This window comes from Hyphococcus sp. D3-15 (assembly GCF_055809375.1).
The window spans coordinates 1,548,922-1,567,167 of sequence record NZ_CM147910.1 but is presented as its reverse complement, the minus strand read 5'-3'; the positions used below and the strand labels follow the sequence as shown (position 1 = coordinate 1,567,167).

The 18,246-nt window shown below is 58.4% G+C and carries 18 protein-coding genes and 1 pseudogene; 5 read left to right on the top strand and 14 right to left on the bottom strand.

Features of this window, described 5'->3' with window-relative positions; genetic code table 11:
* Positions 1–11 precede the first annotated feature (11 nt).
* The gene (locus tag AC0L8G_RS07715) at positions 12–347 is read right to left on the bottom strand and encodes a hypothetical protein (RefSeq protein WP_473388140.1); all 336 of its coding nucleotides are present in this window, start codon (positions 345–347) and stop codon (positions 12–14) included.
* Between the two features lie 12 nt (positions 348–359).
* Positions 360–1,316 (bottom strand): ArsR/SmtB family transcription factor, encoded by a 957-nt coding sequence (locus tag AC0L8G_RS07710; protein WP_473388138.1) that lies wholly within the window; start codon positions 1,314–1,316, stop codon positions 360–362.
* Positions 1,317–1,528: 212 nt separating this feature from the next.
* On the opposite strand from AC0L8G_RS07710, the gene AC0L8G_RS07705 reads away from it, so the two are divergent.
* Both AC0L8G_RS07705 and AC0L8G_RS07700 read left to right on the top strand, forming a co-directional pair.
* Positions 1,529–2,326: an MlaA family lipoprotein gene (locus AC0L8G_RS07705; RefSeq protein WP_473388136.1), complete on the top strand. Its 798-nt coding sequence runs from the start codon at positions 1,529–1,531 to the stop codon at positions 2,324–2,326.
* Positions 2,327–2,354: 28 nt separating this feature from the next.
* Positions 2,355–2,987, top strand: coding sequence for an MlaC/ttg2D family ABC transporter substrate-binding protein (locus AC0L8G_RS07700; RefSeq protein WP_473388134.1), 633 nt, complete (start codon positions 2,355–2,357; stop codon positions 2,985–2,987).
* Between the two features lie 10 nt (positions 2,988–2,997).
* Here AC0L8G_RS07700 and AC0L8G_RS07695 read toward each other — a convergent pair whose 3' ends face one another.
* The 12 genes and pseudogenes from AC0L8G_RS07695 to AC0L8G_RS07640 form a co-directional block, all read right to left on the bottom strand.
* Complete coding sequence (locus AC0L8G_RS07695; protein ID WP_473388132.1) at positions 2,998–3,771, bottom strand: hypothetical protein; 774 nt, start codon at positions 3,769–3,771, stop codon at positions 2,998–3,000.
* A 145-nt stretch (positions 3,772–3,916) separates the two neighbouring features.
* A complete protein-coding gene (locus AC0L8G_RS07690) occupies positions 3,917–6,904 on the bottom strand; it encodes a TonB-dependent receptor domain-containing protein (RefSeq protein WP_473388130.1) in 2,988 nt (995 codons plus the stop codon).
* Between the two features lie 34 nt (positions 6,905–6,938).
* A complete protein-coding gene (locus AC0L8G_RS07685; RefSeq protein WP_473388129.1) occupies positions 6,939–7,121 on the bottom strand; it encodes a hypothetical protein in 183 nt (60 codons plus the stop codon).
* Positions 7,122–7,403: 282 nt separating this feature from the next.
* The gene (gene rpsD, locus AC0L8G_RS07680; protein ID WP_473388127.1) at positions 7,404–8,021 is read right to left on the bottom strand and encodes a 30S ribosomal protein S4; all 618 of its coding nucleotides are present in this window, start codon (positions 8,019–8,021) and stop codon (positions 7,404–7,406) included.
* A gap of 195 nt (positions 8,022–8,216) precedes the next feature.
* The gene (locus AC0L8G_RS07675; protein ID WP_473388125.1) at positions 8,217–8,780 is read right to left on the bottom strand and encodes a VPLPA-CTERM sorting domain-containing protein; all 564 of its coding nucleotides are present in this window, start codon (positions 8,778–8,780) and stop codon (positions 8,217–8,219) included.
* A gap of 183 nt (positions 8,781–8,963) precedes the next feature.
* Positions 8,964–10,475, bottom strand: coding sequence for a flavin-containing monooxygenase (locus tag AC0L8G_RS07670; protein WP_473388123.1), 1,512 nt, complete (start codon positions 10,473–10,475; stop codon positions 8,964–8,966).
* Positions 10,476–10,568: 93 nt separating this feature from the next.
* Positions 10,569–11,165: pseudogene (locus AC0L8G_RS07665) on the bottom strand (malic enzyme-like NAD(P)-binding protein); the annotation flags it as partial.
* Positions 11,054–11,950: a hypothetical protein gene (locus tag AC0L8G_RS07660; protein WP_473388122.1), complete on the bottom strand. Its 897-nt coding sequence runs from the start codon at positions 11,948–11,950 to the stop codon at positions 11,054–11,056. The gene AC0L8G_RS07660 and the pseudogene AC0L8G_RS07665, both read right to left, overlap by 112 nt.
* 45 nt (positions 11,951–11,995) lie before the next feature.
* Positions 11,996–12,745 (bottom strand): queuosine precursor transporter, encoded by a 750-nt coding sequence (locus AC0L8G_RS07655; RefSeq protein WP_473388121.1) that lies wholly within the window; start codon positions 12,743–12,745, stop codon positions 11,996–11,998.
* Between the two features lie 23 nt (positions 12,746–12,768).
* Positions 12,769–14,487 carry an N-acyl-D-amino-acid deacylase family protein gene (locus AC0L8G_RS07650; protein ID WP_473388120.1) on the bottom strand — a complete coding sequence of 573 codons (1,719 nt, stop codon included), beginning with the start codon at positions 14,485–14,487 and terminating at the stop codon, positions 12,769–12,771.
* Between the two features lie 36 nt (positions 14,488–14,523).
* Positions 14,524–14,871, bottom strand: a complete 348-nt coding sequence (locus tag AC0L8G_RS07645) for an RNA methyltransferase (protein WP_473388118.1) — start codon at positions 14,869–14,871, stop codon at positions 14,524–14,526.
* 7 nt (positions 14,872–14,878) lie between these two features.
* Positions 14,879–15,322, bottom strand: a complete 444-nt coding sequence (locus AC0L8G_RS07640) for a TrmH family RNA methyltransferase (protein WP_473388116.1) — start codon at positions 15,320–15,322, stop codon at positions 14,879–14,881.
* A gap of 162 nt (positions 15,323–15,484) precedes the next feature.
* Between AC0L8G_RS07640 and AC0L8G_RS07635 the strand changes: the two genes are divergently transcribed.
* The 3 genes from AC0L8G_RS07635 to AC0L8G_RS07625 all read left to right on the top strand — a co-directional run bounded on the left by AC0L8G_RS07635 (position 15,485) and on the right by AC0L8G_RS07625 (position 18,245).
* Entirely contained in the window at positions 15,485–16,699 is a 1,215-nt protein-coding gene (locus tag AC0L8G_RS07635) for an NADP-dependent isocitrate dehydrogenase (protein WP_473388115.1), read from the top strand.
* A 169-nt stretch (positions 16,700–16,868) separates the two neighbouring features.
* The gene (locus tag AC0L8G_RS07630; protein WP_473388114.1) at positions 16,869–17,540 is read left to right on the top strand and encodes a GIN domain-containing protein; all 672 of its coding nucleotides are present in this window, start codon (positions 16,869–16,871) and stop codon (positions 17,538–17,540) included.
* A gap of 54 nt (positions 17,541–17,594) precedes the next feature.
* Entirely contained in the window at positions 17,595–18,245 is a 651-nt protein-coding gene (locus AC0L8G_RS07625) for a head GIN domain-containing protein (RefSeq protein ID WP_473388112.1), read from the top strand.
* The last annotated feature ends 1 nt before the right edge of the window (position 18,246 follow it).

Genomic DNA, 18,246 nt, shown 5'->3' with positions numbered 1-18,246 from the left:
TATTGCCGTTTTCATGTCGGAATATTGTGGAAAAATAGCCGGGAAAATTTTTTCCCGAACCAGAGCAGGCTCTTACCCCCCATCGCGCGCACTCGATGCGCTGATGTGCAGCCGTTGCGCTTTGCCAAGTGCGCTTTTTCATAGTCAAAATTCAGTCGCATTAACCATCGGGCGATGGACCGACAGGCGGGGGCTAAATCGGGATGGGGCAGACAGTTCAACAGCTGGGCGTTTTGGTAAGCGGACTTTGCTGCGGCGTTGCCTTCACGGTGATCCTGCTGGCGATCGCCGGCGTGTTGAACTAACCGCGCCGCCTCACTCACGCATTGCGAAAGCCTGATCGGCAATCGTCACGCCAGTCAGGCGAGACAGCGCCAGATCTTCACTGTCAGTTTTTGCTTTTCGCCCGAGGCCGGCGACAGCGTTTCCACCTTGTCGAGCTTGAGACCCGACGCCGCACACCATCCCTTTACTTCCGCATCGGAAAACCCGAGCCGGCGATGAGCGTGTTCTTCACGCAGGAACTCCAGCTCATGCGGCGCAAAATCCGAAATGATCAGCACACCATCCTTTTTCAAAATGCGCGCAGCCTCGCCCACCGCCGCACCCGGCTCTCCCAGAAAGTGCAGAACCTGGTGCAGACAGACTGCGTCGGCGCAGTTGTTCTCCAGGGGCAGCGCAAACAAATCGCCATGGCGGACCTGCGCGCCGGGAATGCCCGCGCGGTCGAGATTGGCGCGCGCAATAGACAGCATGTCGTGGGAAAGGTCATAGCCGATCGCCGCCAGATAGCGCCCGGCGAAAATCTCAAGCATGCGCCCAGTGCCGGTGCCCATATCGACAAAAAGCTCCATCTTCTTGTCGCCCGCAAGCGCCAGAATGTGAGCTTCGATATCCTGCTCGGGCAGGTGCAGACTTCTCAGCCGGCTCCATTCCTGCGCATTGGCTTCAAAATAGGCGCCGGCCTGAGCCGCCCGGGCCTGACGCGTCTGTTCAAAGCGCTCGCCATCGCGCGCCAGCAGCCGGTCGCCTGAGGCCGCCAGCGCTGCGGCGGCCTCAACCACCGCCTTCCGCGCGGCTTCGTCCTCTCCGGCGGCGGTCGCCCGGTAGAACATCCAGGCGCCTTCCCGGTGGCGCTCAGCCAGCCCCGCATCCGCTAGAATTTTCAAATGCCGGCTCACACGCGGCTGGCTCTGCCCGAGAATGGTGGTGATTTCGCTCACGGTCAGCTCCCCCAGAATCAGGAGCACCATGATCCGAAGCCGGGTTTCCTCGCCGATGGCGCGAAATACGTTGAGCGCAGCGTCTAGCGCCATGACAGCCCTTTGCAGAATGAATCAGACAATGCCTTGAAACATAAAGATATATTTATGCCCCGGCAATTGAGCCATGCCGCCACAGGGCGCAAACTGGGGTCGATCTAACGTGTTTGTTCATTGTTCCGCCGCGCCGAAGCCTTATATGGTCTTCGCGTTTAGACATAAGGCCGGGCCGGCAAGGCCCGCATGCGCCAGGGGGCGTCCGTATTATGAGAGTTTTTGGGTTAATCGCCGCTTCCTGTCTGCTCCTCGCCGGCAGCGCCCACGCGCAGCTATCGGGCGATCCGGACGAGGTCGCCCGTGAGCTTGAGGCGACAGAGCCTGTCGCTTCGGACGCTGACGCTGACCCATGGGAAGGCTTCAACCGGAAAATGTTCTCGCTGAATGACGGCCTCGACCGGCATGTCATGGTTCCGGCGGCAAAGGCCTATCGCGCGGTGACCCACAAAAAGCAGCGCAAGGGCCTCAGGAATTTCTTCGCCAATCTCAGAACGCCGGTGATTCTCGTCAACGACATTCTACAGGGCGAATTCGGCCGCGCCGGTGAAACCATGAGCCGCTTTGTCGTCAACTCGACCATTGGCTTTGGCGGCATGGGCGATCCTGCCGAACGGCTGGGTATTGAACAGCATTCTGAAGATTTCGGTCAGACGCTCGCTGTCTGGGGCATCGACTCCGGCCCCTATCTGGTGCTGCCGCTGATGGGGCCAAGCACGGTTCGTGACGGGTTCGGCTCTGCGGTCGATCTTACCGCCGATCCGGCGTTCTGGATCAGAACGGACCCCGCTCTTTATTACCGGTTGTCGCGCGCCAGCGTAAATCTGCTCTCCGTGCGCGAACCGCTGATCGAACCCTTGGCCGACATCAAAACGGACTCGCTCGACTATTACGCGTCCATCCGCAGCTTTTATCTGCAGTCGCGCAAGCGCGAGATAAATAACGGGCGCACCAATTTCGACGACTTGCCGGATATTGGCGAGTTCGAAGAATTCGACGAGCTAGAATAGTAATCCCCGCCCCCGCAGGAGCCATGTGATGCGCAATTTCACCCGCCGTTCCGCTTTTCATCTCGCCGCAGCCTTCGCCAGCGCCAGCATGCTCGTGCTCGCTTCGCAGCCGGCCGCCGCCGACCAGGCTTCCGAAACCTATATGCAGTCGATCCTCGACGAAGCCGAACCGCTATTAGCGCTTGGCGATCACGACGCCATGCTCGATGGCATTGAAAAATTGGTGGGCGAATATGTGGATATGCGCCGCATCGGCCGCTTTGTGCTCGGACAATATGCAAGGCAGATGACGGACGAACAGGCGGCGCAATATTTTCCGCTCTTCACCCGTTATGCAACGCTGATCTATCGCAACACCCTCTCCGACTATGCGGGCGAGCGCCTGACGGTGACGGGCTCTGTCGACCGGTCCGAGCGCGACATCATCATCAACTCGAAACTCGCCAACCCGGAACCGGGCTCGGCATACGCAAACACAGTGATCCATTGGCGCATCTATCGCAGTCGCGACGGGGAATTGAGCGTCGTTGATGCCGGCGCTGACAATGTCTGGCTCGCTATTGAACAGCGCAGCCAGTTCGCCTCAATCATTTCCAATAATGGCGGCGGCGTAAAAGGCATCGATGCGCTGATTGCGGAAATCAGGGACCGCGTAGAATAGCAGCGGCGCCTTATTCGTAGCCCAGAATCTTGCGCAAGCCCGGCGCCATGAATTCGATCAGCTTTTTCTGATGGTCCGGCAGCTCATTCGGGATCTCGACTGAAAGGCCGGACAAGTTTTCGCGCGCCGTTCCGCTCTGTTTGCGGTCGGCGCCCACCTTGATGCGCTCACGCCAGTCATCAGGAATCGGATCAATGCCGCAGGCGCCGAGCAGCTTGCGGAAGTAGACTTCGGCTTCCAGCGTATCCACGGTTTTCACCGCCTGTATGAGTTCCTCATATTTCACCATCGCATCGACGGTGCCGATCCATGCAACCGCATTATGGGTGTACAGATCGAGCATGGACGGCACCTTCTGATAGATGCCGACAATCATCAGATTGAGCAGTTCCTCAACGGATATCCGCCCGCCCTTCACATGGTCGATATTGCCGGAGAACTCGTCCGACAGGAAAAACCGCGCCCGCGCCAGCACCCAACTATAAGGGTCGCGATAAAGGACAAGTTTTCTGACGCCGGTCAGTTCAATGGCCGATGCGTCCGAGAACAACAAATGCCCCCAGCTCAACTGGCATTTCTGCTGATCGAAGGCCTCGAGATGTTGTTGCAGGTTTGGGTGCTGAATGAACTGCTCATGATATTGCTGCTCGACGGGCACGAACATCCGCACGATATTGCGGAGGAGATGCGTGCCGCTTTTGGGGACCGAGTTAATGAAAGCCGGCTGACGCAAGGACGTCTGCGGGAATTTCCGGTTTTCGATATTCAGCGTGTCCGGTTTCATGGAAACTCTGGGCATAACTGAACCTCTTCATCTCTAAATTCTCGGCGAATTGCAGGTCTAATTCCTGCGCCAGCCTGGGGCAAGGTTAAAAAAAACGGGCGATGGATTGCGCCATCGCCCGTTTCTGCATGATTTGGGCCGCTAGCTAGAACGACGCTTTTAGGTTCAGGAACGCCCGGCGCCCGACAAAGTCATATTGCGACGCATAAGGCACCGACCCGAGATTGGTGATCGAGCCGTAGTTCGCCCCATATTCGGAAACGCGCGGCGGCTCTTTGTCAAAGACGTTCGCGACGCCAAAAATAACCGTGAACTTCTCGTCGCTAAAGGTCTTGGAGAGCGAGACGCTATGGTAGATCGTTCGTTCAGCGACCAGATCAACGCAGTAAGGCCCATCATGAAGAACGTCTGTTAGACCACAGGCGCTATCAAGGCCGGTCTCGTTACGGAAGTCTTCGAGATCGCTGGTCTGGCCGAAATAGTCAATCGACCAAAGGAAGGACCAGTCGTCTTTGTCCCAACGAACATTGAGATCGCCGGTGAACTTCGGCTCTCCCTCTTCGCCATTGACGTCTTCGACCGTTCCTTCAAAGAGCGCAATTGTATCTTTCAACTGCACCGTCATCTGCGACATGATCTGAAGATCGCCCAGCTCGCCCGGAAGCTCTTGATCAAACCGCACGGTGAAGTCGAGGCCACGGTTCTTCTGACTGTTCACGTTGATGAACTGGTCAGTTACAGTCGCGATATTGCTCGGACTACCCTGACCGTTGCGTTCGAAAAGATCGCATAACGGATCGTCCGGAAAATAGTCCGATGTCAAACACCCGTAGATAATGTTCGCCGGGCCAAGCTGCGCAATTTCGCCGTTGACCTCAATGTCGAAATAGTCAGCCCGGATGCTGAAGCTTGTGGACTCCGGCAAGATCGGATCGAAGAACACCGTGACACTGGCTGTTTTCGCCTTGGATGTCTCCGGATCAAGCGCGCCGAGCCCGCCGCTGGTGATAATGGTCGAGGAGATGGGACCAGCGATGTGATTGTCCGGTACGCCTTGCGCCGCGCAGTTATCCGCAAGCCGTTGCGAGATGCTGCCGTTGGCAAGCGCCGCGCCCCAACCCGCGCACGGCTCAAGGAGGTGTTGACTCTCGTAAGATGTCTGGTTCGCCAGATAGAGCTCGAACAAGGCTGGCGCACGGAACGAAGTACCCATTGTGCCGCCGAGGCGCAACCAGTCGGTGACCACCCAGTTGGCGCTGACTTTCCATGTCTGCGCCGTGCCGGACACCGTGCTCACATCCGTATGGCGACCGGCGACGCCGACTTCGAAAAACTCGACGCCTGGCAGGTCTTTCAGCAGCGGAATGCTCAACTCACCGAAAAATTCCAGCGTTTTACTTGATCCCACCGTGTGCCCGGAGGCGCTGCCGGTCCAGGAGTTGTTGATAAAGGGCTCGGAGTCCGGATCAGACGGATCATAGTACGGATTTTCCGAATAGGTGATGTCGCCGGGAATGTCGTCAAGCGAGTCCCGTCGATAGGTCGCGCCGAACGCCGCGCCGAGTTTGCCCGCCGGCAATTCCATCACGTCGCCGGTCAGGATCGCTTCAACATAGGCTTGCGTATAGACGGTTTTCCCTTCTTCCGTGCCGAAGAGGTAATCGCGGACATTCTGCGGGATGTTCCCGCGCAACAGTTCCGGATCCCACCAGTCGATGGTCACGCAGTCTTTGCCGCTGACCGGCGTGACGTTGCCTTCGCACCCGTCCGGAAAGTAGCCGTAGCCGACATAATATTGGTAATCGATCGAGTCCTTGTAGATTTGATCGTTGCGATAAAGGCCTTTCGACCGGCTGTATTGGGAGTACACATCCCACGCCCATCCATTGAGGCCGCCACCTTCAAACTCACCACGAAAACCGCCGACACCGCGGAAGTAATCGACCTGTTGCGACGCATCCGCATGGTTGGTGATTGGCGTCGCGCTGGTCAGATAAGGGCCCGTCGCTGCATTGAACGGGTTAGGTCCCGCCACGCCGAGATAAGGAGAATTCAAAACCACCGGCCCGGGATCGGACGTGACGCTGAAATCCCAGAACTGGACCCAATTGTTCTGATAGGTTTCGCGGCGGTTATAGAGGAACTCCCCATAGGCCTCGATATTGTCGGTGATTTCGTAAGAGCCTTCGACATAGGCGGTGTAGCGCGTTGTCTCCGGAATGACTGTTACTTCCGGTATGAACGGCGATTGCTGATTGAACAGGGCGTAAGAAATCGGATCATATTCGACCGGGAAGAATCCTTCCGGAACGGTCAGGTCAGATCCGTCGCGCGCCGCTGCAAGCGCCGGGATGTAGTCCTGGAGGTTGTCGCCAGCATAATTGTACTGGAACTTGGTCACGACGCCTGGGCCACTGCCGGGAATGTTCGAGTTGGGGTTGTTCGTCAGACCGCCATAATTGTAGCCGTAGTTGTAATCATAATAATGCAGGTCGTAGATCCAGATGTGCCCCCAGGGCAGGTCATCGGAACATTTGTAATTTCCCGTACGCGGATCAATCAGATCGACGCGGTTGCCGCCTGGCGAATCGAAAATGCGCTCTTCACCACATTCAAGATATTTGGGGCGCTGGCCGCGCGCCAATTCCTTGCGCTTGTAGTAGTCGCCGGAGACAAGCAGATGGCCGCGATCGAAGGTTTTGCCCCAGGTGGCGCTGGCGCGATATTCTTCGCCGCCCGACGTGAAAGGCTGCGATGCGAAGGCGTCGAACTCGATGCCGTCCGTGTCGCGCTTGGTGATGATGTTCACAACGCCGGCGACAGCGTCGGAGCCGTAGATCGAAGAGGCGCCGTCTTTCAAAATTTCGATATTGCCGATGATCGAGGTCGGCAGCACGTTCAAGTCAAAGGAACTGACCGCACCGCGCGTCCCGGCCGGGCCGGCGCGGCGGCTGTTGAGCAGGACCAGCGTGCGTTCTGCGCCAAGACCGCGCAGTGATACGGTGGCGGCGCCGGCGCCGCCATTGGAGACGAAATTGGAGGAAATCGCGGATGTTGTCTGCGCCGAGCCCGAGGCGACGGAGGAAGACTGAATCAACGAGGCTGCGTCAATCGTCCCCTGCAGTTCGCCCAATCGCGGATCAATGACCTGGACCGGTCCGGCGCTGCTAAATTCGTCGCGCCGGATCTCGCGAGCCGGTGACCACGACAACGTCGCGCTCAGCATCGTCATCTTCAACCGCGTCGGGAATCGTTTCCACATCCTGCGCATATGACGCCGACGTGATCGCTCCCGCCGAGGCGCTCGACAGCAACGCAATCAAGCCTTTGCGCATCAATTTCTTCGACATTTTATGCTCCCATTGCCCAAAATCAGACCGATGAAGGAGCGCCCCTCGCCTACCGCTGGCAGAAAATCTCCAGCACGCCCCTTGCTGACGCGCCGAGGCTATATCGCGCTTGCGGAATTCTCACGCGAAATTGTGATCACGGCGTACTAAACGGGGCATTGAGCGCGCTCCTGTTGCTGCAAAGCAACAAGATTGCAAAAAAGAATACTGTAATTCCAATGCCTTATGACAAAAAAAGGCCGCCCCAAGGGCGGCCTTTCCGGTAAGTCCTGTGTCGCCAGCTTATGACGAGTAATATTCGACGACCAGATTCGGCTCCATCGTGCACTGGTACGGAACCTCGGCGAATTCCGGCACTCGCAGGTAAGTCGCGGTCATTTTCTTCGGGTCAACCTCAATATAATCAGGAATGTCCCGCTCGGCGCTCTGCAGCGCTTCGAGCACCAGCGCCATGTTTTGCGACTTCTCTTTAATCTCGATCACATCGCCCGGCTTTACGCGGACCGAAGGAATATTGGTGCGCACGCCGTTCAGCTTCACATGGCCATGATTGACGAATTGGCGCGCAGCGAAAACCGTCGGCACGAATTTCGCGCGATAGACGATGGCGTCCAGACGGCTCTCCAGCAGGCCGATCAGCAGCTCTGCAGTGTTGCCTCGGCGGCGCACAGCTTCGTTATAGGTGCGCTCGAAATGCTTTTCGGAGATGTTGGCGTAGTAGCCTTTCAGCTTCTGTTTCGCCATCAGCTGCAGACCGAAGTCCGAGGTTTTGCCCTTCCGGCGCTGGCCATGCATGCCCGGGCCGTAATCGCGCTTGTTAATCGGAGATTTCGGCCGGCCCCAGACGTTTTCGCCAACCCGGCGGTCAAGCTTATGCTTGGCCTGAATACGTTTAGACATGAGTATCCTCAAATTCTGGCGCGGCCCGGCGCGCGAGGCCAATCCCCGGCGCAATCTCAACGGCGGTCCACGCGCCACCCGTTAGAAGCGGCGGGAAGTACTCAAGCGGGCCGGAGCTGTCAAGAAAGCCCCGGCCCGAAATACAAAAAACCCGCCTGAACAGGCGGGTTTTTGCAAATAATCGGATCAAGCGGCCTATTCGGCGGCTTTTTTCCGTCCGGCGAAGCCGAGACCGCCAATGCCTGCAATCATCAGCCACGCTGCGGCCGGGAGCGGCACGTCGGAAACGCCGCCGAACTCGGTGTAATGGCTGAGGCCAGAGCCAGCGCCCGGGAAAGATGTGTAATCAATGGTCAGCGATCCGCCAGACGTGTTTTTCACGAAAATGGCGACTTGTCCGATCTTCAAAACCACATATTCCGCAAGTGTCGAGAATGACATGCTGCCGCTATTGCCAACGGTGCGGGTACCGTCCGTGCCGGCGAACAGACCCGTTGACCCGGTAGCCAGAATGCTGAGGCGGTTTGCTTCCGCTGTTTCGTTGGACGGCGTGCCGTCATAATAGTCCGCTAGCGTACTGGAAAGGACGCCCGCGCCCGTGGGTTGCGCGCCGTCGCCGCCGGCGCCGGTAAACGCTTCACAGCTGGCTGTGCATTCAATAGTGCCGAGACCGTCATCGATGGTGATGACATTGGCGTTCGCCGCACCGAAACTAAGCGCCGCGACCGCAAAAAACGCAGATACAGACTTGATAATCACTTCAGTCCCCCTTGGACAGTTACTTGAATTTGCGGGTGGAAAAAGCACGATGTGATAATGTTCGCAAGCGGGTTTGTCATCGCGCGCCCAAGAATCTTTGCGACCTGCATGCAAAAGCAATTTTACGCGGCGCGCGCCAAACGCGCACAACCACAGCGGGAATTGAAACCGCACGCCGCCTGCTCAGCCTGTCATCGCGTGAATGCTATATTCTGAATAGTCAGGCGATTTCATCTCTTTGAGATAGGTCCGCACATCATGGGGATAGAGCGTGAAATTCCGTCCATGCTCATCAACATACCAGGCGCCGCATCGGGCGGCCCAGACTTTTTCCTGAAGATCGTGCTGCACTTTGTTGTCATAGGCCTTGGCCGCCTCCGGGCGCGGTTCGATCAAGGCGCCCTCGCCGGCTCTGCGAATAAGGTCGATGACGTAGTTCACCTGCGCCTCAATCATCAGCACCACCGAATTATGCCCAAGCCCGGAGTTTGGCCCGAGCAGCAAAAAGAAATTCGGAAATCCGGGGACAGCAATGGTGCGATGTGCTGCGATGCCGTGGCTCCAGACATCGCGCAGGCTTGTGTTCGAAGGGCCGGTGACATCGATAGATTCGAGAATGTCAAAAACCTTAAAGCCGGTCGCATAAACCAGAATATCGGCCTCGCGCAGCGTACCGTCTTTGGTGCGTACGCCCGCAGGCGTAATTTCGGCAATGGGGTCCGTCACCAGATCCACATTGGCTTTCTGGATGGCCGGGAAATAGTCATCCGAAATCAGAATCCGCTTGCAGCCCACCGGATAATCCGGCGTCAATTTTGCGCGCAATTGCGGATCGGCCACATGGGTTTCCAGATGTTTTTGAAAAATCCGGCGCACCATCGCCTTGACGCGGTTTTCGTCTTTTTTGAACGCGCCAAAGCGCCATTCTGCGAGCGTAAAATAAAAACCGCGATAGGCGCGCGCGAGCAAAGGCGCCTTTTCGAACAGCGCTTGAAGCCATTTCGGATAAGCGTAACTCTGGCGCGGCATCACCCAGTTTGGCGTGCGCTGATAGACATCTAGATGGGCGACTTTGCTGGCTATTTCTGGGATCACCTGAACCGCGCTCGCCGCTGAGCCGATCATTGCGACGCGCTTTCCGGCCAGGTCCACATCGTCGCGCCATTGCGCGGTGTGGAAGGCCGGCCCTGAAAACTGCTCCTTACCCGGAATATCAGGAAAGTTTGGTTCATGCAGCCCGCCGAGTCCGCTGATGACGTAGTCTGCCGTCACCGCGGCGCCGTCACTGAATTCAACTGTCCATTCCTTGCCGTTATGGCGGACCGAGGTGACTTTTTTGCCGAAACAAATTTTTGGATAGAGATCATATTTGCGGGCGCAGTGCTTCATGTAGTCCCAGATCTCGCCGCCCGGAGAATAACGCCGGGACCAATGGGGATTGGCTTCAAAGGAAAAGGAATAAAGATGCGACGGCACATCGCAGGCGACCCCGGGATATATATTCTCCCGCCAGGTGCCGCCGACTTCGTCAGCCTTTTCATAGATGGTGAAGTTCTCGAAGCCTTCCTGACGCAAGCGGATCGCCATCCCCATGCCGGAAAATCCGGCCCCGAGTATTGCAATGCGCGGCCCCTTGCCGCCCCCGGTCGAGAGCGGCGCTGGATTGTCGAGAGTCGCTCGGTGGTCGTCAGCCATAGGGCCCCGCTGGGTTGGTGGGGCTTTACGCGCCCGCCACTACACTGACCAGTTTACTGTAATGGCGCCCCAACCATCAAGGGCGTCCGGCAGCTATAGCGCCTGTAGCGAAAGAGCGAGTTTTTCGAGCCGCGCCCGGTAGGCCGCCATGTCCTTGATCGGCGCTTCGGCGACCCCTTCAGCGATGGCCGCTTCCGCCACCGCGCTCGCTACTTCCGGCAGGAGGCGCGGATCAAAGGCTTTGGGAAGAATATATCCCGGACCAAACTCAAACTTCTCATCCGGATAGGCCGCCCGCACAGATTGGGGCGTCTTCATTTGCGCGACCGCGCCAATCGCCCTGGCGGCGGCAAGCGTCATGCCCCGCGTAACCGTCTTTGCGGCCACGTCGAGGGCCCCGCGAAACAGGAATGGAAAACAAAGAACGTTGTTGACCTGGTTTGGATAGTCGGACCGGCCCGTCGCGATGATTGCATCGGGCGCGGCGGCGGCCGCATCTTCCGGCCAGATTTCAGGCTCGGGATTGGCGAGCGCAAAGATAATCGGATTGGGGTTCATGGTTTTGACCATGTCCGGCGTCAGCAGACCCCGCCTTGAAACGCCAAGAAAGAAGTCTGCGCCCTCCACCGCATCGGCGAGCGTGCGCTTGTCAGTCTTGACCGCGTAATTGGCTTTCTGGCCCGACAGGCCGTCCTTGCGGCCCTGATAGACGACGCCGGTACTGTCCGTAAGCAGAATGTTTTCTTTTTGGCGCCGCCGGCGATGAGCAACTCAACGCAGGCGATCGCCGCCGCGCCAGCTCCCGACACGGCGATCTTTATGTTGGAGATCTTGCGGCCGCTTAGTGTGAGCGCATTCAACAATCCCGCCAGCACGCAAACACCCGTGCCGTGCTGATCATCGTGAAACACCGGCACGCTTGCGCGCTCGCGGGCCAGCCGCTCGACTTCAAAACATTGCGGCGCCTTGATGTCTTCGAGATTGAAACCGCCAAAGCCCGGCTGCAGGGCGACAATCAGGTCAGCGAGTTTTGCGGGGTCTTTTTCGTCGACGCATAAATCCACAGCATCGACCCCGGCGAAGCGCTTGAACAACGCCGCCTTGCCTTCCATGACGGGCTTGGCAGCCTCGGCGCCGATATCGCCAAGCCCAAGAACCGCCGTGCCATTGGTGACGATTGCGACAAGATTGGAACGGTTGGTGTAAAGGCGCGACGTCGCACTGTCTTTTTCGATCTCGCGGCAGGCGGCGGCGACCCCCGGAGAATAGGCGAGCGACAAATCGCGCTGCGTCGACATCGGCTTGGTCGGCAAGCATTCCATTTTGCCCGCGGGCGCTTGGGCGTGATATTCAAGCGCAGCTTCATCCAGTGAGCGCGATGGCGGCGCTTTTTCCTTCGCCCGCGCATCATAAAGGCTCGCATATGACGCTTTCGCCTCACCCTTGCGACCTGCGCCAAACAGTTTTCTGAACATGGAACGCCCCCAACTCTCCGCGTCATCCCCCGCGGCCGGCGCCAGTTAAGACCGAATGGAGAAGGGCGTAAAGGCCGTATCCGTATCATATACGTCAACGCCCTCGGCTTTTTTGAGTGCAGCGACGACCCGATAGGTCACAGGCGTCAACACCGCTTCCCACAATACTTTCAGAACGTAATTGGTGATCAGAACTGTAAACACCTGCTCAAGCGACCAGACGCCCAAAAATGCGATGGGATAGAAGAGGATGCTGTCGACACCCTGCCCGACTACGGTGGAGCCGATCGTTCTTTGCCACAAATGCTTGCCGCCCGACGCGACTTTCATGCGCGCCATGACGAAAGCATTGGCCAGCTCGCCCGCCCAGAACGCCATGATCGATGCGAGCACAATGCGCGGCGTAAGGCCGAACACCGCTTCATAGGCGCCCTGCCCCTCCCAGCCGGGCGCCGGCGGCATGGAGACCACCGCCCAGGCCATGAAGGCCATGAACAGGACAGCGGCAAAACCCGCCCACACGACCCGGCGCGCACGAGCATAGCCGTAAACCTCGGTCATTACGTCGCCGAGCACGTAAGACAGTGGAAAGAAGAGAATGCCGGCGCCGAACATGCCGACATTCCAATCGCCGATCCTGAATTCGAAAAACTGCACAAGCTTTGCAGCGCCAATCAGGTTGGAGCAAATCAGGATCGCGACAAACGCCGCCATGGCGAAGTCATAATATTTGAACCGGTGCAAGCTCAATGCATCCGGATGGTCAATGCGTTCAATAGTGTCTTTCGCCGTCAAGGAATCGCCTTTCCGAAATTTGTTTACTGACTGGCCGCTTCGTTCCAGCCTGTCCAGCCGGGCCCGCGAACGACGCGGCCGGCTTTGACGCCGGTATGCACGCCATCTTCTATCGTATGCGCGCCATTGACGAATACCTGCTCGACGCCAACCGCAAGCTGGTGAGGTTCGGCGAATGTCGCTTTGTCCTGAATGGTCGCCGGGTCGAACACGACGATGTCGGCATAGTAACCCGGCGCCAGCATGCCGCGGTCTTTGAGTTTCAGATTTGTCGCAGGCAGCGAAGTCAGTTTGCGAACCGCCTCTTCGATGGTCAGCACATTTTCGTCGCGAACGTATTTGGCGAAAATGCGCGCGAAGTTTCCGTAAGCGCGCGGGTGCGTGCTTTGTTCAAGAAACACGCCTTCCGGCGCCATGGAGCCGCCATCAGAGCCGAAACTGACCCATGGCAGCGCCGCTTTTTTTGCGATGTTGGCTTCCGACATGGAGAAATAGACAACCTGCACGCGGCTGCCGTCTTCTATAACCAGATCCATCGCCGTGACCGGGTAAGGCGTGCCGCGCTCTTCGGAGACTTCCGCCAGCGTCTTGCCGATATATTTGCGAAGCTCCGGATTGCGGAAGCCGACCAGCAACACGCCCTCCGGCCCGCCGGCATTGGTGATTCCGCTGACGAATTCGCCCGATCCGTTGAGAATTTCATCGGAAACTTTGGCGCGGGTTTCGGGATCCATCAGCCGTTCGGCCCATTTTTCATAGCCGCCTTCCTGCACCCAGAGCGGCATCGCCGCATCGAGACCTGTTGAGCTTGCCGGATAGGCGTACATATCGGCGGTGACTTTCAGGCCTTCCGCCTGCGCCGCCTCAACCTTGGCGATCACGTCGTCGAGCTTGCCCCAATTCGCCCTACCGCTCGCCTTCAAATGATAGATCTCCGCCGGCGCATCGCTCGCCCGTGCGATTTCGATAAGTTCATCGACCGCCTCAAGCAGCTCCTCATCTTCAGAGCGAATGTGAGAAATATACATGCCGTCATATTCGCTCGCAGCGCTCATCAGCGCGATCAGCTCTTCGGTGTCAGCGAAATTCGCCGGCGCATAAATCAGCGACGAGCCAACGCCCATGGCGCCCTCGCGCATGGCCTCGCGCACCATTTCCTGCATTTCGCTGAGTTCATCCGCCGTCGCCTGCCGGTTGTCATAGCCAATGACCGACGCGCGCAAAGTCGTGGCGCCGACGAAAGACGCGACATTCGGCGACACGCCGCGCCGCTCCAACGACTCCAGATATTCCCCCAGCGTTGTCCAGTCGATGTCATATTGAATATCGCTCTGACGCTCTTTCGCCTGGCGCTTTATTTCATCCGACCACGGACCATAAGATATGCCCTCGCCGAACACTTCGAGGGTGACGCCCTGAGAAATATCCCCAAGGCTGCGCCCGTCTTCGATCAGATCCTCGACCGCCCAGCTCAACATGTTGATGAAACCCGGCGCCACGGCGAGCCCTTCTGCGTCAATGACGCGAGCGGCGGCGCCCTCATCGAGATCGCCAATCGCGGCAATGCGGTCGCCGGAAATCGCGATATCGGCGACTTCACCCGGCGCGCCCGATCCATCATAGATCGTCCCGCCGCTAATGATCACGTCATAAGACGGCTGATCGGCGGTCTTGCCTTCAGGACTGCCGCCACAAGCCGATATAAAGGCGGCCATCATCAGGGCGGCCAAAAATCTCTTCATGCTTTCATCCCTCGCTTCAAACGCCGTCAGCCGGCTCTACTGTTTGGGCCCCTGGACAAGCGCCTTGATGACCCCGCGAAAGGTGCGCACTTCCGCCTCGGTCATGCCCGCACGCATCAGAGCGGCCTTGATATTGCGCTCAACCGTAGGCCGCTTTTCGGGAACCAGGAAATACCCCGCTTTATCGAGCTCGGTGATCAGGTGGTCGATGAGCCGTTCGAAGTTTTCTTTCGCGGCGGGAATGGCGGAATAAAGTTCCGACGCCAGCGCGGTTTGCCCCTGCGCCTTGGCCCATTCATAGCCGATGATCAGCGCCGCCTGGCCGAGATTGATCGAGGCGAAGGCGGGATTGACCGGAATCGAGACAATCGCGTCCGCGCGCATGACATCTTCATTCGCAAGGCCGGACCTTTCCCCGCCGAACATCACTGCGCATTGCTCGCCGCGGTCGATTCTGCGCCTTCAGCGCCGCGGCCGCTTCTGCAGGCTCCAGAACCGGCAGTTGGGCCTCGCGCGGGCGCGCAGTCGTCGCCAGCACATATGTGCAATCGGCCAAGGCCTCCCCTGACGTCTCAAATACCCGCGTCTGGTCGATGACCATGCTCGCGCCAGCCGCCATCGCCCCGGCCTTCTCATTGGGCCAGCCATCGCGGGGATTGACCAGCCGGAGCCCTGAAATCCCGAAATTCAGCATCGCCCGGGCCGCCGCGCCGATATTCTCCCCCATTTGCGGCTCAACCAGCACGAAGAGCGGCGCCGGGCCCAGGGCGCTTCGCCCATCCCGGCGGGCGATTCGGGCGGGCGACGGGACGCCCTGGTCAGATTTTTGGTTCATATTGCTGTTTTCACTTCATCGGCGATGTTGGTGGCGAAGTTGGGCCGGCAGCCTCTTTTCATTAGCCCCCGCCCGATGCTAAGAGCCCCGCAACACCCATTCAGATTAGTCTCTCGCGTGCATCTGTTCAAAGCGCGCTCAATAGGTCCGGTAGGAAATTCCATGCAAAAAATCAAAGTCGATAATCCCGTCGTTGAAATGGACGGGGACGAGATGACCCGGATCATCTGGCAGATGATCAAGGACAAGCTCATCCACCCCTATCTCGATCTCGACCTTAAATATTTCGACCTAGGCATGGAGGCCCGCGACGCCTCTGACGACCAGATCACTATTGATGCGGCGGAAGCCACCAAAAAATACGGCGTCGCTGTCAAATGCGCCACCATCACCCCGGACGAAGCGCGGGTTGAGGAATTCGGCCTGAAAAAGATGTGGCGCTCGCCCAACGGCACGATCCGCAATATTCTTGGGGGCGTCGTCTTCCGCGAGCCCATCATCATGCGCAACGTGCCGCGCCTGGTGCCGGGCTGGACCCAGCCGGTGATCATCGGCCGCCACGCCTTTGGCGATCAGTACCGCGCCTCGGACATGCTGTTCCCCGGCAAGGGCAAGCTGACCATGAAATGGGAAGGCGAGAACGGCGAAGTGCAAGAGCAGGAAGTCTTCGACGCGCCTTCCGCCGGCATCTACATGGGCATGTACAATCTTGATGAGTCGATCAACGATTTCGCCCGCGCATGCTTCAACTACGCCTTGCAGCGCAAATTCCCGCTCTATCTGTCGACGAAGAACACGATCCTCAAGAAATATGACGGCCGTTTCAAAGACCTCTTCGCCGACATGTATGAAAACGAATTCAAAGAAAAATTCGCCGAGCACAATCTGACCTACGAACACCGTTTGATCGACGACATGGTCGCCGCCTGCCTCAAATGGTCCGGCGGATATGTCTGGGCATGTAAAAACTATGATGGCGACGTGCAGTCGGACACCGTGGCCCAGGGTTACGGTTCGCTGGGGCTGATGACGTCTGTGCTGATGAGCCCGGACGGCAAGACGGTGGAAGCCGAAGCCGCCCATGGCACGGTGACGCGCCACTTCCGCGCCCATCAGCGCGGCGAGGAAACCTCCACCAACTCCATCGCCTCGATCTACGCCTGGACGCGCGGCCTCGCCCACCGGGGCAAGCTCGACAGCAATGACGCGCTGATCAAATTCGCCACTACGCTGGAGCAGACCGTGATCAAGACGGTTGAGAGCGGCTATATGACCAAGGATCTGGCGCTCCTCATCGGGGCGGAGCAAAAATGGCTCACCACCTCCGGCTTCCTTGAAAAGGTTGACGAAAATTTCCGCAAGGCGATGTCGGCCTAGCAATTTCTCCTCTAGCCCGGGCGCAGTAAAAGCGCCGGAAAATGACGGCGCACCGCCCTTCCCCGCAAATTCGGGGCGGTTCGCCGCATATGGCTCGCTTTGGCGCGCTCTGCGTGGCAGCATGGACAGCTCAGGGGCGTTGCGTATTAACCCCTTCGAGGAGCTCAAAATGACACGACCCGCTTCCGCGTTGCGCCTTGCCGCATGCCTGTTCGCACTGACCGTTTTCGCCCAACCGGCCATGGCGGAAACCAAGACATATGATCTGGACAAATTCGAACGCATCAAGGTGTCGACCGGCCTGCGCCTCACCGTTACGGCAGGCGCTGCGCAAACCGTGACGGCGGAAAGCGATAGCGGCGACTTCAGCGAACTTGACATCAAGGTGAAAGACGGCGTCCTCGTGCTGTCGCGCGACTGGAATCGCCTGAGCTGGCATCAGAAAAAAAACGACTACAAGATTTCCGTAACCGCGCCAAAGATCGAGGCCATTGATGCGTCGGCGGGCTCACATTCGACGCTTACGAAAATCGATTCCGGGCGCTTTATTCTCGATTTGTCGAGCGGCTCCCATGTCGCCATTGACGGCCGCAGCAGCGACTGCCGCGTCGACATTTCAAGCGGCGCCAATCTGTCTGCGCGCGCGCTGAACTGCGAGGTCGCGAATGTTGAGGTTTCAAGCGGCGGCCATGGCGAATTATCGGTGCTGAAGGCGCTTGTGGGGGATGCATCAAGCGGCGGCCATTTGGCGGTGTTTGGCGCCCCGGAGCGGGTGAACATTGACCGTTCCTCCGGCGGCCGCATTAAAATCGTCGCGCCGGCCACGGCGACGCGCGACTAAGCCGCTTCAAAACAAGAATGCCGGAAAGCGGCACAGACCGAAAGAAAGGGAAAAATGATGAACCGGACAATGAACACCCTTGCGTTGACGGGCGCGGCGACAATGCTCGCTCTTGGCGCGGCGCATGCCGAATCAAACAGCTACGACCTGAGTGGTTTTACGGTGGTTGAAGCTTCCGCCGGGGTCGATGTGGAAATCACCGTCGGGGGTGATTACGCCGTGCGCGCCGAGGGCGATGCGGATGCGCTTGAGAATCTGCGCATTGAACTCGACGGAGAAACGCTGGAAATCGGCCGCGAAAATAGACGTGGGTTTTTTAGCGGCATGCGCCGGGGGAAACTGACCATTTATGTAAGCACGCCGTCGCTAAACGGCGTCAGCGTCTCCAGCGGCGCGGACCTCGAGGCGAGCGGTATTGATGCAGGCGACTTCAGCGCTTCCGTTTCAAGCGGCGCAGATGCGGAATTGAGCGGAACCTGCGGCAAGCTGAAAGCCGACGGCAGCAGCGGCGCCGATCTGGACGCGGAAAATCTGCAATGCACGGATGTGGCCGCCAGCGTGTCGTCCGGCGCCGATCTGATTGTCTACGCTTCACAAAGCATCAATGCGAGCGCCTCCAGCGGCGGCGATGTCGTCGTCTTCGGCGACCCGCAAAACACAAACGTAAGCAAGTCGTCCGGCGGCGGCGTTTCAATCAACAAATAGC

What these genes read in the sequence shown, in the direction of transcription:
- AC0L8G_RS07640 (WP_473388116.1), bottom strand. Translation starts at nt 15,322, where the DNA reads ATGAACCAAAAATCTGACCAGGGCGTCCCGTCGCCCGCCCGAATCGCC.
- rpsD (WP_473388127.1), bottom strand. Translation starts at nt 8,021, where the DNA reads ATGTCTAAACGTATTCAGGCCAAGCATAAGCTTGACCGCCGGGTTGGC.
- AC0L8G_RS07685 (WP_473388129.1), bottom strand. Translation starts at nt 7,121, where the DNA reads ATGTCGAAGAAATTGATGCGCAAAGGCTTGATTGCGTTGCTGTCGAGC.
- AC0L8G_RS07635 (WP_473388115.1), top strand. Translation starts at nt 15,485, where the DNA reads ATGCAAAAAATCAAAGTCGATAATCCCGTCGTTGAAATGGACGGGGAC.
- AC0L8G_RS07700 (WP_473388134.1), top strand. Translation starts at nt 2,355, where the DNA reads ATGCGCAATTTCACCCGCCGTTCCGCTTTTCATCTCGCCGCAGCCTTC.
- AC0L8G_RS07710 (WP_473388138.1), bottom strand. Translation starts at nt 1,316, where the DNA reads ATGGCGCTAGACGCTGCGCTCAACGTATTTCGCGCCATCGGCGAGGAA.
- AC0L8G_RS07670 (WP_473388123.1), bottom strand. Translation starts at nt 10,475, where the DNA reads ATGGCTGACGACCACCGAGCGACTCTCGACAATCCAGCGCCGCTCTCG.
- AC0L8G_RS07625 (WP_473388112.1), top strand. Translation starts at nt 17,595, where the DNA reads ATGATGAACCGGACAATGAACACCCTTGCGTTGACGGGCGCGGCGACA.
- AC0L8G_RS07650 (WP_473388120.1), bottom strand. Translation starts at nt 14,487, where the DNA reads ATGAAGAGATTTTTGGCCGCCCTGATGATGGCCGCCTTTATATCGGCT.
- AC0L8G_RS07645 (WP_473388118.1), bottom strand. Translation starts at nt 14,871, where the DNA reads ATGCGCGCGGACGCGATTGTCTCGATTCCGGTCAATCCCGCCTTCGCC.
- AC0L8G_RS07660 (WP_473388122.1), bottom strand. Translation starts at nt 11,950, where the DNA reads ATGTTCAGAAAACTGTTTGGCGCAGGTCGCAAGGGTGAGGCGAAAGCG.
- AC0L8G_RS07705 (WP_473388136.1), top strand. Translation starts at nt 1,529, where the DNA reads ATGAGAGTTTTTGGGTTAATCGCCGCTTCCTGTCTGCTCCTCGCCGGC.
- AC0L8G_RS07695 (WP_473388132.1), bottom strand. Translation starts at nt 3,771, where the DNA reads ATGAAACCGGACACGCTGAATATCGAAAACCGGAAATTCCCGCAGACG.
- AC0L8G_RS07630 (WP_473388114.1), top strand. Translation starts at nt 16,869, where the DNA reads ATGACACGACCCGCTTCCGCGTTGCGCCTTGCCGCATGCCTGTTCGCA.